This window comes from Streptomyces sp. NPDC044044 (genome assembly GCF_056434405.1).
In genome coordinates, this window is the sequence record NZ_JBWKFG010000012.1 from 49,189 (window position 1) to 64,516 (window position 15,328).

Genomic DNA, 15,328 nt, shown 5'->3' on the forward strand with positions numbered 1-15,328 from the left:
ATGGCTCCGGCGAGGGTGGGTCAATGACGCGGGCTGCCCCGGGGCTCGGTTGAGCGTGTTCCCGTCCTCCACTGCTTGCTGAGAGCACTCCTGCGTGGGCAACTATCGCGCTGTCGACACCAGTTAACGGCGTGCCACGCCTCGCTCGATGCTGCCATGCAGGCCGAACACCAGACCGGCGGCAGAGTCGACAAGTCGCTTCACTCCTGAGTCGCCCATCTCTCTCAGATTCATGATCACCGGGCCACCCTCACGGAGGTGTTCCCCGACGGTACGGGCCTCGCTGTGCGTCCGCGGGTGCAGCGTGATGATGCAGCAAGCCTCCTGCTTGGACGCGACCTTGGGCATGATCATCGGTGCGTTCTTCTCCAGGTTCTGGCGTTCGGGTGTGATGGATGCCACGGGGGCGAACGGCCCCTTTTGGCGGGCGAATCCGGAACGTCAACGCTCCTTGGTTCCCACTCATTCGTGTCACAGCGCGTCATACCGCCTCCACGGCAGGTACGCCCGGCTCATGCTGCTCCCCTTAGCGCAGAGCCCCCGGGGGGAACCATGAGCCAACCGCAACACCCACAGCAACAGCCCCAGCCTCAGCCGCAGCCCCCGAAGAAGTCCAGAACCGGGAAGATCCTTGGCTTCGGCTGCCTCGGTGTCGTCGCCCTCTTCGTCGTGATCGCTGCCATCGGTGCAGCCACTGGCGGTGACTCCACCGACGCCTCCAGCAGTGACAAGTCCGCGACGACGAACGACAAGCCCAAGTCCGACGACGCGAAGAAGGAGCCGCCCGCCGAAGACAAGGGGAGCCAGGCGGACCAGTTCAAGGCATGCGTCGCCAAGGGCGGCACAGCGAGCGAGAAGACAGCAGCCAAGCACGTCACCAAGGTCACCGGCGCGGGCAAGAACAACGACATCCTCGACGCGGCCGAAGTGTTCACCGACTTCACCGGCGGGATGATGGGTCCGCACGCGTCAGACGGGAAGCTCATTGCGAGCGCGTTCGGTTCTTGCTACGACTCGGAGAACGGTCTGGTGACCGTCTACGACAAGAGCGGCGAGATCCTCTCGAACGGAAAATACTGACCGATCCACGCTGAACCAGCCCGGCCCCTCCCGCTGTGAGGGGCCGGGGCCTCGCCTGCCCGAAGGTGGTGGCCCATGGCCGCACGCAGGGGCATACCCGGGGCCACCGAAGAGGAACGTGCGGAGATCATCCGTCTCGACGGGGAACGCGAGGGTCGTGCAGCGGCATCGCCTCTGTCCCGGAGACCGAGAGCGGCAGCTTGTACGCGCACCCGGAGCTCGATGGTTGGAGCCTCCTCGGATACGAGGTGGTCGACGGTCGTCACGCCGACTGCAAGCCCGGGTCGTCGGATCCCCCGCTCGTGGAAGCGGCGCGCTCTCCGAGCTGCAAGGAATCGCGGCCCCGACGGTGACGCGCCGTTGCACACGGATTTCGCACCCGACGACGTACTGATCGTCGGCGAACGAGCCCGGCCCGTCGACTGGGCTTGGCCTACGCGGGCGGGGCGCGGCGTGGATCGATCCGGGCGCGCTGGCGCTGCGCCTTATGGATGGCGGGCATCGGGTCGAGCAGGCAGGTGAGTTCGCGGGCCGCGTCCCGTCGTGGCGAAGCGCCTCACCGGAAGCAGTCGCGGCGTTCGGTGAGGCGACCGCGGCTCTGTGGCGGGAGATCGCGGGGGGATCGACTACTGCGTGGAAGCGAGGCGTGAGCAAGCATGCCGCCGAGTTCGCGTCCTGGGTGAACTCGCAGCCGGAGCCGCAGCAAAGCGCTGGCGGCCGCTCGCGGGGACTCAGTCGAGACGTCAGACGAGGTGGCGGAGCGGGACGTCGAGGGCGTCGGCGATGAGGAGGAGCAGGTCGGCGAGGGGCGGTACCGATAGGGGCCTTGAAAGCCCGAGAAGGGGGTGGCGCCCCCCACCCGGGCCCCTCAGGGAAGTGCCAAACAGCGGCGCTGCGGATTCACGTCCGCGGGGCCGCCGTTGCGCTGCCGGGCAGGAGAGTGGGAGACGACTGGGAGTTGATCAGGGCGTGAGGCCTCGGTCAGCCGTCCGTCACCCTGCGGACTCACCCGCATGGGGACTCAGCGCACCCATGCCCACCAGTACGAACAGCACGATGCCGAGCAGGATGCGGTAGTACACGAACGGCATGAAGGACTTCGTCGTAATGAACTTCATGAACCATGCGATGACGGCGTACCCGACGATGAACGCGATGATCGTCGCGAAGATCGTGGGGCCCCAGGACACGTGTCCGCCCTCGCCCGCGTCCTTCAGTTCGAAGACGCCGGACGCGAGGACCGCCGGGATGGCGAGCAGGAAGGAGTAGCGGGCCGCGGCCTCGCGGGTGTAGCCCATGAGCAGGCCGCCGCTGATCGTGGCGCCGGAGCGGGAGACGCCGGGGATCAGGGCCATCGCCTGGCAGAAGCCGAAGATCAGGCCGTCGCGGACGCCCAGTTCCTTCAGGCTCTTGCGTTCCTTGACGGCGCGGTGCTTGCCGCCCGTCTCGTCGCGGGCCGCGAGGCGGTCGGCGATGCCGAGGACGATGCCCATGACGATCAGTGTCGTGGCGATGAGCCGCAGGTCGCGGAAGGGTCCCTCGATCTGGTCCTTGAACGTGACGCCGAGCACGCCGATCGGGATCGAGCCGACGATGACGAGCCAGCCCATCTGCGCGTCGTGGTCCGAGCGCGGCACCTTCCCGAAGAGGGAGCCGAACCACGCGGAGATGATCCTCGCGATGTCCTTGCGGAAGTAGATCAGCACGGCGGCCTCGGTGCCGATCTGGGTGATCGCGGTGAACGCGGCCCCCGGATCGTGCCATCCGGCGAAAGCCGCGGTCAGCCGCAGATGCGCGCTGGACGAGATCGGGAGGAACTCGGTCAGTCCCTGGACGAGCCCGAGAATGAAGGATTCAAGCCAAGACATGGAAACTGCGCCGTCCAACTACGGATCATGGGCTGCGGGTGCGGTCATGTGATGGGTATGCGGGAGGTGTGAGAGCGAGGGGTGATCACTCCCTTGCCGTGGGGCAGCGTAGCGTCACTTGGTTACGAGACCGCTGGAGGGCCGTCGTCCGCGGGCGGCGTACTCCTGCGTTTCGCCTTCCGTTCAGCCCCCGTACATGCGTACGGACGACGGCGTGATGCTGCCGTGGCTCAGCTCGAAGCGCGCGCCCGCCCCGAACGTCGGCACGACGGCGTCGACGAAGGGCACCACGTCCACCGAAGAGATCAGTGCCGACTCGGCGCGGCTCCAGGTGGGGCACCCCTCGGCGCCCGGCATGCGCGAGGCCTTGTCGGCGAGCTTCGCGTACGCGTCGTTCTCGATGTGGGCGAAATTCGTGCCGTCCGGGGGCTTGGGCCCGGAGACGAAGGGCCTGAGCTGGGGCGGGAGTGCCAGGCCGAGGGGCAGCACGGCGGCGTCCCAGGAGGCGTTGCCCGCGACCACTTGATTGATGCCCGTGTTGTCGACTCCCTTGATCGTCACGTCGGCCCCCACGTCCTGCCAGGCCTTCTGGACGAGCTCGGCGGCCGACGCGGCCGGCTGCCCGATCTGACTGGGGTAGACGAGGGTCAGGGTGAGGCGCTTTCCGTTCTTCACACGGATGTTGTCGGCGTTCTCCTTCCAGCCCGCCTTGTCGAGGAGGGACTTGGCCGCGCGCACGTCGTGGGCGGGCAGGTTCCCGGACACCGCGTCGCCCTTGCAGGGCTTCGGGGCGACGGTGAGGAGCCCCCGCGACGGCTTGCCCGTCCCCGCGGTGAGCACCTTGCCGATGTCCCCCAGGTCGGCGGCCTTGGCGAGGGCGCGCCGCACCGGCTCGTCCCGTGCGGGGCGCCCCGGAGCCTGGTTGAACCACATCTCGCCCCGCGCGGACGTCGAATCGGCGTGGAACTGGCCGCGGCCGAGGAGCCGCTGCTGGTCGGGTCCACCGAGGCTCACGGCGTTCAGCTCGCCGGACAGGAGGAGGTTCGCCGCGGTGGTCTCGTTCGCGATGACGCGGATGTGGACCTTGTCCGGCAGCCCCTTCTGGCCGGCCTGCCACGCGCCGGGGCCCCAGGTGTAGTCCTCGCGCCGGGTCAAGGTGTAGTGATCGCCCGGTACCGCATCGGTGAGGGTGAACATGCCGGTGCCGTGCTGCCCTTTGGCGAGCGAGCCGCGGTCGTCCAGGCCCTTACCGCAGACGATGGGCACCATGCCGATGTTGCGCAGCAGGAAGGCGTCGGGGATCTTGCTGGTGACGGTGATCTCACGGGTCCCGTTGTCGGCCTTCACCGTGGCGCCCGGGTTCACGTACAGGCCGGCCAGCGGCGATCTGTTCTTCGGGTCGGCCACGAACGCGATGTTCGCGGCCACGTCGCGCGCCGTCAGCGGTGCGCCGTCCGCGCAGGTGAGGCCGGGGCGCAGCGCGAAGCGGGCCGTGGTGGTGTCCGCCTCCCACTTCTCGGCGAGACCCGCCGTCACACCGCCGTCCCTGGCCACGTGGATCAGCGGGTCGTAGAGGAAGCGGTCGACCTGGATGGCGGTCGCCATGACGGTCATCGCCGGGTCGAGCGTGCCGGGGTCGGACGGCATCGCCATGGTGAAGCTCCTGCCGTCGGCCAGGCTGCCGCCCGAAGCCGCGGGGCCGCCCGCGTCCGGCGCCCCGCCGCAACCGGTGAGGCCCAGAGCGGCGGCGCCGATGACTGCCGCGGCGATGCGCGCAGATCTCATCTGTGTCTCCCTGCGGTGGGTGGTGGGTGGTGTGTGGTGGTACGTGGTGGAACGTGGCGGCGTGCGGTGGTGTGCGTGCGGCGGGCGCTGCCGCGGGCTCCGGCGGTGCGGGTCCGGCTCCGGTCCGGGGCGCGGGTTCAGGCGGCGTAAACGGTCGCGGTGCTGGCGGTGGTCGCGGTGCTGACGGTGCTGGCACGGCTCGCGGTGGTCTCGGTGCTTGCGGCGCTGACGGTGCTGGCAGGGCTCGCGGTGCTGGCGGAGCTCGCGGTGCTCGCGGTGCTGGCACGGCTCGCGGTGGTCTCGGTGCCTGCGGTGCTGGCGGAGCTCGCAGTGCTTGCGGTGGTCTCGGTGCTGGCAGTGCTGACGGTGCTGGCAGGGCTGGCAGGGCTCGCAGTGCTGACGTCGCTCACGGCGGCCACGGTGCTCAGGGCGCCCACGTTGCTCACTGCCTCCCGGCCCTCACTGCCTCCCGGCCCTCACGGCCTCCCGGCCCTCCCGGCCCTCACGGCCACCCGGCCCTCACGGCGCCACCCTGCGGTCGGCCCGTCCGGTGTGCAGGAACTGGGCGTGGCCTTTGCCGTCGTCGCCGACGAACGAGTGCAGTCGGTGCACGCCGTTCTCGGGCTCGACGGCGATCAGCGTGCCCTCGCGCGAGGCCACCAGCTCGATCCGCTCCCGCACGCCGCCGATTTCGGCGAAGATCCCCTTCGGGGTCCGCTCGGCCCAGATCCGCCCCTCGGCGTCCTGGCTGACCACCGTGTCGGCGACCGACGACGCGTACGTCCCGGCGTACCGTGACGCGTCGACGCGCGGCGCCTGGGGGTCCGGCACCGGCAGCGCGGGCAGTTCGATGCCCGCGAGGTCGCGCAGGACGCGTCCGACGATCTCGGTGTAGAGGCCGAACGGATTGCCGCCGTTGGTCAGGACCGCCACCGCGATGTCGCGCCCCGGCACGACGCGCAGGAACGAGGACTGGCCGATGGTGCCGCCGTCGTGGCCGACGACCGTGCCGCCGGGGAAGTCGAAGATCTCCCAGCCGAGCCCCCAGGAGTCGCCCATGAGCCCCAGGCGCGGTACGTCCACCTGCGGTCGGCGCATCGCTCGCGCGCTGTCGGCGCCGAGTACACGCGCGCCGTCCGGTGCCACGCCGTCGGCCAGGTGCATCCGGGCGAACGTCAGCAGGTCGCGGGGCCGCATGGCGAGCATCGCGCCCGCCGCGGCGTTGGAGCGGACGAGCGCCCACACCGGTGCGGGCCGCGGATCGGCGTCCGGGGTGGCCCGGATGTGGCCGACCGCGGCCCGGTGCAGGATCGCCTCGTACGGTCCTGTGGCCGCGTGGGTGAGTCCCAGCGGGGCGAAGAGGTGCTCGCGCAGACACGCGTCGTACGACTTCTCGCGCAGCACTTCGACGACCCGGCCGAGCACGCAGTAGGCCGCGTTGTTGTACGAGAACCGCTCGCCCGGCGCGAACAGTTGGGGCGTCCCGCCGAGCGTGGCGATGAATTTCTCCAGGCAGTCGTCGCCCTGTCCGGTGTCGGTGAAGAAGTCGCCCTCGAAACCGGAGACATGGCACATCAGCTGCCGCACGGTGATGCGGGCCGCGGCCTCGTCGTCGGCGAGCTTGAAGTCCGGCACGTGGTCGCGCACGGGCGCGTCGAGGTCCAGTTTCCCCTCGTCGACGAGCTGCATCGCGAGGGTCGTCGTCCAGACCTTGGTGATCGAGCCGATCTGGAAGAGGGAGTCCGGTGTCGCGTCGACCCCGGTGTCCTTGCTGAGGACGCCCGCGGCGGCGTCGATCACCACGTCACCGACGCTCACGGCCACGGCGGCACCCGGCACCTGGTTCTCGTCGAGCAGCGTCGCTAGGCGCTCGCTCAACCAGGCCTGGAGGGCGTCGAGTTGCCGGCGCGGTGCCTGTGTCTTCGACATGCGTCTCCCTTGTCCGTCGGGGGGTGTCCGGCAGCGAGGCTAGGCCGTGGTCCGCGAGCGGCGATTCGTCCGCGCGCACCATGTGGGAGGCCACGTTCCATCGACCGGCACCAAACCGGTGGGGTGAGCTGGCAGGTCCTGTCGTCGAAGGACAGGGCCTAGAAGGACAGGGCCTAGGGTCGTCGCGCGTGCGGCCACAGCCGCAGTTGCAGCATGGCGGCGAAGCGCGCGTCGGCATCCGTGAGGTCGAGGCCGCCCACCTCGGCGAGCCGCCGCAGCCGGTAGCGGAAGGTGTTCGGGTGCACATGGACGGCGGTGGACGCCGCTGCCACGTCGCCGAATGCGTCCAGCCACGCCCGCAACGTCTCGACCAGGCAGGTGTGGTGCGCCGCGTCGTACGCGCCGAGCCGGGCCACCGGCCCTGACGGCGGGTCGCCGCGTTCGGCGATCACGTCCGTGAGTTCGAGGAGCAGCGACTCGACGAGTACGTCGGTGATGCGGGCCACCGAGCGGGCGCCCTCGCCCGCGCGCAGCACCCGCAGTGCCCGGTCGGCGCCGGCCCGGGACACGGGCAGGGCGGCGCTCTCCCGCGCGAGCGGGCCAACCCCGACGAGCAACTCCTGCCGCTCGCCCACGCGTTCCAGGAACTCGTCCGCGACCCGGCAGGCCCGCTCCTCGGCGTCGGGACGGCCTGCCGTGGCCGGGACGATGCCGTAGACGACGTCGCCCACGAGTGCGGCGGCCGAGCGGGGGTGGACGGCGGTCAGGTGCATCGCGAACGCGTCGGCGAGGCGCTGGCGTTCGGCCACGTACCGGGCGTGCCGCGCGGCGGACCGGTCGCCGTCCGTGCGGTCCGCGACGGCCAGGGCGAGCACCACACCGGGCTGTTCGGCGAGCCCGAGCCTGGCGACCGCGTCGGCCGCGCCGGGGCCGCCCTCCAGAGCCGTGCCCACGAGGTCTGCGCGCAGCCGCCGTTCGACGTCTGCTCCCGCGCGCAGCCTCAGCAGATGTAGTGCGACCAGTTTGGACGCGTCGCGCAGCGCCTGGTCGCGCTCGGCGCTGAGCGGGCCGTGGACCGCGGCCCAGATGGAGCCGAGTATCTCGTCACCGGCGCGTACGGCGAGGGCCACCCGCGGCAGACTGAGATCGCCGCCCTCCACCTCCACGAGGGGTTCCACGTAGACGGGGCGGTCGCTGCGGTACATGGCCTGGAAGACTCCGCGCTCCTCCAGGACACGGGTGAAGCGTTCGGGCACCTGGCGGCCGAGGATGGTCTCGACGCGTGAGGGGTCCGCTTCGTCCTGCCGCCCGGAGAAGGCGAGCACCCGCCAGCTGTGGTCCTCGAAGGTGACGGGCGCGTCCAGGAGCGCCCCGACCGCGTTGGCCAGCGCGAACAGGTCCCCGGACGGCACCCCGCCCAGCGTTTCCCGGCCCGTCTCCCCGACATCACCCTCCGCGATGAGCGCGCGCAGCATCGCGGCGAGCTGCGCCCACGAGGCGCCGCGCGTCAGGCCGAGCAGCGCCACCCCCGAACGCGTCACCGCCGCGGTGACCTTCTCGTCGACGGCGACCGGCGCGCGGACGACGAGACCCGCGGCGCCTTGCGTGCCCAGGGCGTCGAGGAGTTGGACGATCTGCGCCGGATCGTGCACGGCGACACCGAGCACCAGCGCCTGAGGGGGCGGCACGGGTTCGTCGTGCGGGTCGTGGATGACGACGCCGCCGATGTCGTCGGCGCCGTCCGGGTCGCCGCACACGAGGTCGAGGAGGGTGGGCCCCAGGTCCTCGAGGACGCGCCGCAGGCTGGCTCGGGGATGGGTGGTCACCGGGATGAGCACGTTTCCTCCCGTAGGGGCGAGACACGGCTTCGGCTTGTTGTGCGTCGGCGACCTATACGTCGTATAGGTCGTATGGGCCGTGATCTTACGGGGAGTTCCTCGCGTACGACAGGGGCGTGCGCGGCACCGGAACCGGCACCGGTATCTGCACCGGTATCTGCATCTGCATCTGCATCAGGCGGGAATCCACTCCGTGGAGACCGTCACCTCGTCGAGGGCGTCCGCCAGCGGCTCCACACCGATGCCGGGCCCGGTCGGCACGGGCAGGTGGCCGTCGTCGAGGGTGAACGGCTCGGTGATGTCCGTGCGGTAGTAGCGGTCGGAGGCGGAGGTGTCGCCGGGCACCGTGAAGCCCGGCAGCGCCGCGAGCGCGACGTTCGCGGCCCGGCCGAGCCCGGTCTCCAGCATGCCGCCGCACCACACGGGCACCCCGTGCGCCGCGCACACGTCGTGGATGCGGCGGGCCTCCAGATAGCCGCCGACCCGGCCTGGCTTGATGTTGACGATGCTCGTGGCGCCCAGCGCGATCGCGTCGGCGGCGGCACGGGCCGATGTGATGGACTCGTCCAGGCAGATCGGCGTACGCACCTGGCGTGCGAGCTCCGCGTGGCCGATCAAGTCGTCCTCGGGCAGCGGCTGTTCGATCAGGAGCAGGTCGAACGGGTCGAGCCGGGCCAGGTGGCGCGCGTCCGCGCGGGTGTAGGCCGTGTTGGCGTCGACCTGCAGCAGCACGTCGTCGCCGAACCGCTCGCGGACGGCACGCACCGGTGCGACGTCCCAGCCCGGCTCTATCTTCAGCTTGATGCGTACGTAGCCGGTGTCGAGGTACCCCGCGACGGCCTCCAGGAGCTCCGGCACCGAGTCCATGATCCCCACCGAGACCCCGCAGGGCACCCGCTCACGCACGGCGCCGAGTTCCCGCGCGAGCGGTACGCCGCGCTCGCGCAACTCCGCGTCCAGGACCGCCATCTCCAGGGCGGCCTTCGCCATCAGATGCCCCTTGAAGGGGCTGAGCGCGGGAGCCACCGCGGACGCGTCGAGCCGGTCGTGGCGTCCGGCGAGCGCGGGGACGAGGAAACGGCGCAGTACGTCCGCGCAGGCGTCGACGTACTCGGACGAGTACAGCGGATCGCTCATCGCGACGCACTCGCCCCAGCCCTCGGCGTCGGGCGTGACGGCGCGCAGCAGCAGGGCCTCGCGCACGGTCTGGGTGCCGAACGAGGTTCTGAACGGCGCCACCAGCGGCATCCGGACGCGGCGGATCTCGACTCCGGTGAGCTTCATGCCGTGTGCTTCCATTCCGTGTTCTTCCTTTCGACGATGTAGCGGCCTTCCCGGTCGAAGCCGGTGATCCGCGCCCCGTCCGCGAGCAGCCCGCCCAGGACGTCCCGCAGGGCCGCGCGCCAGTCGGCGGCCCGTGCGGGGTCGGTGGCGCGCAGCCGCTCGATGTCGGCGGGCACGGCCACCAGGACCGTCCGGCCTTCGAGGGTGCCGAGGACGGGGCTCTCCCGCGGGGAGACACCGAGGGCGGTGACAGCGCCCGCGGTGCGCCGCGGCGCCGGGCGCTGTCCCGCGCAGGCCAGGGCGACCTCGGGGGCGGTGAGGCGCCAGGTGACCAGGAGGCGGTCGGTGTCGTCGGTGCCGTTGATGCCGTCGTTCATCGGGCCGTAGAAGTTGGGCAGGTACTCGCCGGCCGCGGCCGCCAGTTTGCCGAGGTTGAAGTAGGCGTTGCGGCGCACCAGCGGGTCGAACGTCCAGGAGATCTCGGCCACTTGGCGCTGGAGCGCCCAGGCGCGCTGGTGCAGTTTCAACGCGTGGCCGACGCTGCGGCCGCGCATCCTCGCGGCCACGCCGGCGATGTGGCTGTGCAGGGCCCCGGCGGCGGGCGGCGAGAAGAACCCGACGCAGGCGCCCACGAGTTCGCCGCCGTCGAAGGCGCCGCCCACATAGCTGCCCGCCTTGGTGAGCGCGCGCAGCAGTTCGGTCGTCACCGGCGGGCTCTTTCCGTCCGGCCGCCAGATTCCCTCGTAGAGGCTCTGTACGGCCTCCAGGTGCGCCAGTTCGGCGAGTTGGCATACGGAGACGCGGGCCGAGCGGGCCGCGGACTCCGCCGCGGCGACTGCCTCGCCGGACACGTCCCCCGCGCCTGAGGTGCGGCCCGTGTCGCTGGACAGATCAATCACTGGTGTCATCTTCTTTGCCGTGAGGGCGCTGGGCGTGATCAAGGAGTTCCCGCAGCAGCGCCGTGAGCAGGGCGGTCCGCCGGGGCAGCTCGGCCACCTCGACGTGTTCGTGGTCGGCGTGGGCGCCGCCGCCTACGGCACCGAGGCCGTCCAGGGTGGGGGTGCCCACGCCCGCGGTGAAGTTGCCGTCCGACGCGCCGCCGACGGCGACCGCGGAGAGCGGCCCGATGCCCAGGCCGTCGGCGATCCGGGTGGCGCGGGCGAACAGGTCCCGCGACGCGCCGCCGGACATCGGCGGCCGGTTGGGGCCCCCGACGACCTCGACACGGGCGCCGTCGAGCACCGGCCGCAGCGCCCGCATCGCGACGTCGACGCGATCCTGCTCCGCGGTGTCGCGCACCCGCACGTCGACGGCGAACCGCCCCCGCGCGGCCACGGTGTTCGTGGTCGTGCCCGCGTCCAGCACGGTCGGTGTGACGGTCGTTCCCGCGGCGGCGTCGCCGAGCGCCGCGGTGGCGAGGATCTGGTGCGCCGCCTCGACGCTCGCGTTTACGCCCAGGTGGGGTTCGAGCCCGGCGTGGGCGGCGCGGCCCCGCAGCAGCACCTCGTACCGCGACACTCCCTTGCGTTCCGTCTTCAGGGCCCCGCCGTCCGCCGACGCCTCCAGGACGAGGGCCGCGTCGCAGCCGCGCGCCTCGGCCTCGATGAGCGCGCGGGACGAGGGCGAGCCGAGTTCCTCGTCGCCGGTGATCAGGACGGTCACGCCGTCGGTGCGGTCCAGCGCGGCCAGGGCATGGAACGCCATCACCACGCCGGTCTTCATGTCGAAGCAGCCCGGCCCGCGCAGCACGTCGTTCTCGACGCCGAACGGATGCGTGGCGAGCGACCCGATGGGCCACACCGTGTCGTGGTGCCCGACGACCAGGACCCGGCGCGGCCCGTCGCCGAGCCGCCAGCGCAGGTGGGTGCGCCCGTCGATGACGATGCGCTCGGGGGCCGCGGCCAGGTACGCGGCGCCCATTTCGGCCACCAGATCGGCGCTGCGGGCCACGGCTGCGAGGTCGGCGGACGGCGACTCGCAGCGCACCAGGAGTTCGATGTCGGCGAGGATCTTGGGCAGTGCCGCCTCGAAGTCGCGTACGAGCGAAGGCGCTTGAGCGGGCGATCGAGGTGCGGGATCAGTCATGTCAGCTCACCTTCGGGGTGGCGCGGGCGCCGTAGTGGACGTACGGCTCACCGGTCGGGAGCGTGTAGAAGGTGACCGGGACCCAGGTCTGCGTGCCGGGCTGCCGGAAGACGAACCGGGAGTCGCCGACCGGGACGAGCGTGAACTCCTGGGTGGGTGTGGGGTCCAGTGCTGCGAGGGGACCCGTCACGGTCTGCCGCAGCCTCAACTCACCCTCTTCCGTGCGTACTTCGATGAGGGCACCGGCCCGCTCGTAGACCCCGGTGTGCCGCGCGCCGTCGACGGCCGGGGGCCGGTCGGCGGGGGTCAGGGGGCGGGGCATGGTGACGCCCGCCAGCTCGGCGAAGATCTCCCGGTACAGGTCCTCGTACAGATCACGGGTGTTGCCGCCGTTCGTCAGCAGCGTAACCGCCAGGCCCTGGTCGGGCAGGATCCGCAGGAACGCGGACTGGCCGATGGTGTTGCCGTCGTGCCCGTACAGCCGCTGTCCGTCCCAGCCGAAGCGGATCCAGCCGAGGCCCCAGGAGTCGCCCAGGGTGTGCCGGTCCGGCAGGTCGGTCTGGTGGGCCGCCATCTGTGCCGCGCCCTCCTCGCTCAGGACACGGGTGCCGTCCGGGCCGAGGCCCCCGGTCAGATGCAGCCGCGCGAAGGCGAGCACGTCCGCGGTGTCGGCGCTGATCAGCCCGGCGGGGCCGACCGAGCGCGGCAGCCCCCACACCGGGGCGGGCGCGGGATCCGCGTCGCCGTCGGTGACGTGTCCGACGGCGACGCGCAGGAGGAGCGCCTCCTCGGGGAGCGTCAGCGCACGGGTCAGGCCGAGCGGTGTGAAGATGCGTTCGCGCAGCGCGGCGTCCCAGGTGAGCCCCGTCAGCTTCTCGATGACCCGCCCCGCAAGGTTGAAGCCCGAGTTGCAGTACGAGAACGTCGCGCCGATGGGATGGCTCTGGAGCGTCTCCTCCAGGAGTTCGACGTAGCGCTCCAGACAGTCGTCGCCGCGGCCGGTGTCGGTGAAGACGTCGCCGTCGATGCCGCTGGTGTGGGTGAGCAGATGCCGCATCGTCACCTGCTTGGTGACGGCGGGGTCCGCCAGGCGCAGTTCGGGCAGCACGTCGACGAGCGGCGCGTCCAGGTCCAGCTTGCCCTCGTCGACGAGCTGCATGACGACGGTCGACGTCCAGACCTTGGTGATGGACCCGATCTGGAAGACCGAGTCGTCGGTGACGTCGACGCCGGTGGCGGTGTTCAGGACGCCGTGGTGGGCCCGCAGGACGTCGTCCCGCGCGCAATCCGAGCCTCGCGCGCCGCCCGAGCCCCCCGTGCTGTCCGGGTCCCCCGCGCCGTCCGCACCTAGCCGCAGAATGCCGAGGGCAGCGCCGGGAACCCGGTGTGCCGTGGCCAGTTCGGTCAGGCGGCGCTGCCAGTGGGCCGTGTCGAGCGGCACCTTGCGCGGCCGTCCGGGCTCACCCGCGTACTGCTCCACCCAGTCCACGACGCGCCGGTTGAAGTCGGCCCGGTGGGAGGGCGGGCCGTCGAGCGGGAACAGATGCGCGCCGCCCGGGTAAAGGACCAGCTCGGTGGGAACGCCCCGCGCCCGCAGCGCCGTGAACCACTGCTCCGCCTGCCCGACCGGGCAGCGCTCGTCGTCGCCGCCCTGCAGGACGAGGGTCGGGGTGCGCACCTGGTCGACATGGGTGAGGGGCGACAGCCGCGCGTAATGCTCGCGGTCCGCCCACGACGGACCGCCCAGCTCGGCCACGCCGAGCAGATGCGCGGCGTCGGACGTACCGGCGACGCTGGTCAGATCGCTGACCACACCGCCCGTGACGGCCGCGGCGAACCGGCCGTCACGGCTGGTCAGATAGCAGGTCATGAACCCGCCGTAGCTGTACCCGGTGACGGCGAGGCGCCGCGGGTCGGCGACCCCCTCGGCGACGAGCTGGTCGAGGGGCTCGGTGAGGTCCGCGGCGTCCTTCAGCCCCCAGCCGCCGAGCGCCGCGGTGAAGAACTCCTCGCCGTAGCCGTCGCTGCCCCGCGGGTTGAGCAGCAGCACCGTCCAGCCGCGGGCGGCGAGCACCTGGTGGTAGAGGTGCCCGGAGTCGGCCGCGCCGTTCCACGCGTTGTGCGGGCCGCCGTGGATGTCCAGGAGCAGGGGAGCGGGGCCGCCGCGCGCCGGGTCGCGCACCAGCCAGCCCTGCACCACCGTGCCGTCGGACACGGTGAACTCCCGTTCCTCGCGCACGAACAGCTCGGGAGCCTCGGGGGTCTCGGGGCCGCCGTGCCCGGTGCGGACGGTGACCGTCGCGGTGGCGAGGTCGACCGTGGCGATCTCCCCGTAGGAGGTCGCGGTGGACAAAACGACCGCGACGGTGGTGCCGCCCGCGGAGGACACCCCGCTGACCTGGACCGCGTCACCGCCGACCACGCGACGCGGGGTGCCGCTCCCGTCGGCGCCGACGACGTACAGATGAGTGCAGCCGCGGTCGCGCAGGCAGACGAGTACGTGGTGTCCGTCGGCGGTGAGCCGGGGCAGCGCCCCGGGGTAGGCGGGGCCGCCGAGCATGACGTTGCGGTCCAGGGCGCCCGTGAGGTCGGCGGGCGGGGCGGCCCCGGCGCCGTCCAACGGCACGCGCAGCAGCCGGGCGTGGCCGACGGCGGTGCCGGTCGAGCCGACGACGAGGAGCGCGCCGCCGTCCGCCGCCCAGGTCACGGCCGCGGCCTGTCCTCCGGCCGACCCGACGCGTACGGGCTCCGCAGGGCGCGGGCCCACATCGACGACGTACGCCGCGCTGCGGAACGTCAGGTCGGAGTCCTCGTCGCGTGCCGCGGGGAACGCGAGGCGGGAGCCGTCCGGTGACCAGGCGGGGGCGGCGGCGTGCCAGTCGCCGCGGGTGATCTGCCGGACCTCGCGGTCGGCGACGCCGACCACGTGCAGATGGGTGCGGACCGTGCGCAGGAGGCCCGCGCCGTCGGCCTTGTAGTCCAGGCGCCGGGCGACGACGGGCGCCTTGGCCCGCGCGTCGTCCGCCGTGCCGTCGGACGCGGTGGGGTCGACCGGCGCGGTGAACGCGAGCGCGCTGCCGTCCGGGCTCCACACCGGCGCGCCCGCGCCGAGCGGCAGCGTCGTGAGCTGCTCGGGCTCGCCGCCCGCCACGGGAAGCAGCCACACCTGCGCGGGCCCGTCGTCCGGAGTGCGCAGGAACGCGACGCGGGTCCCGTCGGGCGACCATGCGGGCGCCAAGTCGGCTGTTCCGCGCGTCAGTTGGCGTGGGGCGCCGCCGGTGGCGCCGACCTGCCACAGCGTGCGTACGTCGCGGTCGGCGGCGCGGTCGGCGGTGCGCAGCACGTACACGATCTCGGCGCCGTCGGGCGAGAGTGCGGGCTGCTCGGGCACCGCGAAGTCGTACAGGTCGTCGATGCGCAGGCGTGGGGTCACGGTGCGCCACCTCCTCAAGGGGCGGA

General features: G+C 72.1%; 10 protein-coding genes and 1 pseudogene. 1 reads left to right on the top strand and 10 read right to left on the bottom strand.

Features of this window, described 5'->3' with window-relative positions; all coding sequences use genetic code 11:
* Nucleotides 1-141: 141 nt before the first annotated feature.
* Nucleotides 142-408, bottom strand: a pseudogene (locus AC07AG_RS37600) (cell division protein SepF); the annotation flags it as partial.
* Between the two features lie 144 nt (nucleotides 409-552).
* Between AC07AG_RS37600 and AC07AG_RS37605 the strand changes: the two are divergent.
* Entirely contained in the window at nucleotides 553-1,080 is a 528-nt protein-coding gene (locus AC07AG_RS37605; RefSeq protein ID WP_478761110.1) for a hypothetical protein, read from the top strand.
* 992 nt (nucleotides 1,081-2,072) lie between these two features.
* Here AC07AG_RS37605 and AC07AG_RS37610 read toward each other — a convergent pair.
* From AC07AG_RS37610 to AC07AG_RS37650, 9 genes are all read right to left on the bottom strand, one after another.
* A complete protein-coding gene (locus AC07AG_RS37610) occupies nucleotides 2,073-2,948 on the bottom strand; it encodes an undecaprenyl-diphosphate phosphatase (protein ID WP_478761112.1) in 876 nt (291 codons plus the stop codon).
* Between the two features lie 183 nt (nucleotides 2,949-3,131).
* Nucleotides 3,132-4,733 carry an ABC transporter substrate-binding protein gene (locus AC07AG_RS37615; protein ID WP_478761114.1) on the bottom strand — a complete coding sequence of 534 codons (1,602 nt, stop codon included), beginning with the start codon at nucleotides 4,731-4,733 and terminating at the stop codon, nucleotides 3,132-3,134.
* Nucleotides 4,734-4,870: 137 nt separating this feature from the next.
* The gene (locus AC07AG_RS37620) at nucleotides 4,871-5,143 is read right to left on the bottom strand and encodes a hypothetical protein (RefSeq protein ID WP_478761116.1); all 273 of its coding nucleotides are present in this window, start codon (nucleotides 5,141-5,143) and stop codon (nucleotides 4,871-4,873) included.
* Nucleotides 5,144-5,252: 109 nt separating this feature from the next.
* Entirely contained in the window at nucleotides 5,253-6,662 is a 1,410-nt protein-coding gene (locus tag AC07AG_RS37625; protein ID WP_478761118.1) for a serine hydrolase domain-containing protein, read from the bottom strand.
* Nucleotides 6,663-6,835: 173 nt separating this feature from the next.
* Entirely contained in the window at nucleotides 6,836-8,488 is a 1,653-nt protein-coding gene (locus AC07AG_RS37630; protein ID WP_478761120.1) for a PucR family transcriptional regulator, read from the bottom strand.
* Between the two features lie 186 nt (nucleotides 8,489-8,674).
* Entirely contained in the window at nucleotides 8,675-9,784 is a 1,110-nt protein-coding gene (menC, locus tag AC07AG_RS37635) for an o-succinylbenzoate synthase (RefSeq protein ID WP_478761122.1), read from the bottom strand.
* Nucleotides 9,781-10,692: a GNAT family N-acetyltransferase gene (locus AC07AG_RS37640; RefSeq protein WP_478761123.1), complete on the bottom strand. Its 912-nt coding sequence runs from the start codon at nucleotides 10,690-10,692 to the stop codon at nucleotides 9,781-9,783. Before AC07AG_RS37640 ends, menC begins: the two co-directional genes overlap by 4 nt.
* Nucleotides 10,676-11,869, bottom strand: coding sequence for a M20 family metallopeptidase (locus AC07AG_RS37645; protein WP_478761125.1), 1,194 nt, complete (start codon nucleotides 11,867-11,869; stop codon nucleotides 10,676-10,678). Before AC07AG_RS37645 ends, AC07AG_RS37640 begins: the two co-directional genes overlap by 17 nt.
* A gap of 1 nt (nucleotide 11,870) precedes the next feature.
* Nucleotides 11,871-15,302: a serine hydrolase gene (locus tag AC07AG_RS37650; protein ID WP_478761126.1), complete on the bottom strand. Its 3,432-nt coding sequence runs from the start codon at nucleotides 15,300-15,302 to the stop codon at nucleotides 11,871-11,873.
* Between the last annotated feature and the right edge of the window lie 26 nt (nucleotides 15,303-15,328).

Excerpts from the sequence above, each read along its gene's own strand:
- AC07AG_RS37605 (WP_478761110.1), top strand. The coding sequence starts at position 553 with ATGAGCCAACCGCAACACCCACAGCAACAGCCCCAGCCTCAGCCGCAG.
- AC07AG_RS37610 (WP_478761112.1), bottom strand. The coding sequence starts at position 2,948 with ATGTCTTGGCTTGAATCCTTCATTCTCGGGCTCGTCCAGGGACTGACC.
- AC07AG_RS37615 (WP_478761114.1), bottom strand. The coding sequence starts at position 4,733 with ATGAGATCTGCGCGCATCGCCGCGGCAGTCATCGGCGCCGCCGCTCTG.
- AC07AG_RS37625 (WP_478761118.1), bottom strand. The coding sequence starts at position 6,662 with ATGTCGAAGACACAGGCACCGCGCCGGCAACTCGACGCCCTCCAGGCC.
- menC (WP_478761122.1), bottom strand. The coding sequence starts at position 9,784 with ATGAAGCTCACCGGAGTCGAGATCCGCCGCGTCCGGATGCCGCTGGTG.
- AC07AG_RS37640 (WP_478761123.1), bottom strand. The coding sequence starts at position 10,692 with ATGACACCAGTGATTGATCTGTCCAGCGACACGGGCCGCACCTCAGGC.
- AC07AG_RS37645 (WP_478761125.1), bottom strand. The coding sequence starts at position 11,869 with ATGACTGATCCCGCACCTCGATCGCCCGCTCAAGCGCCTTCGCTCGTA.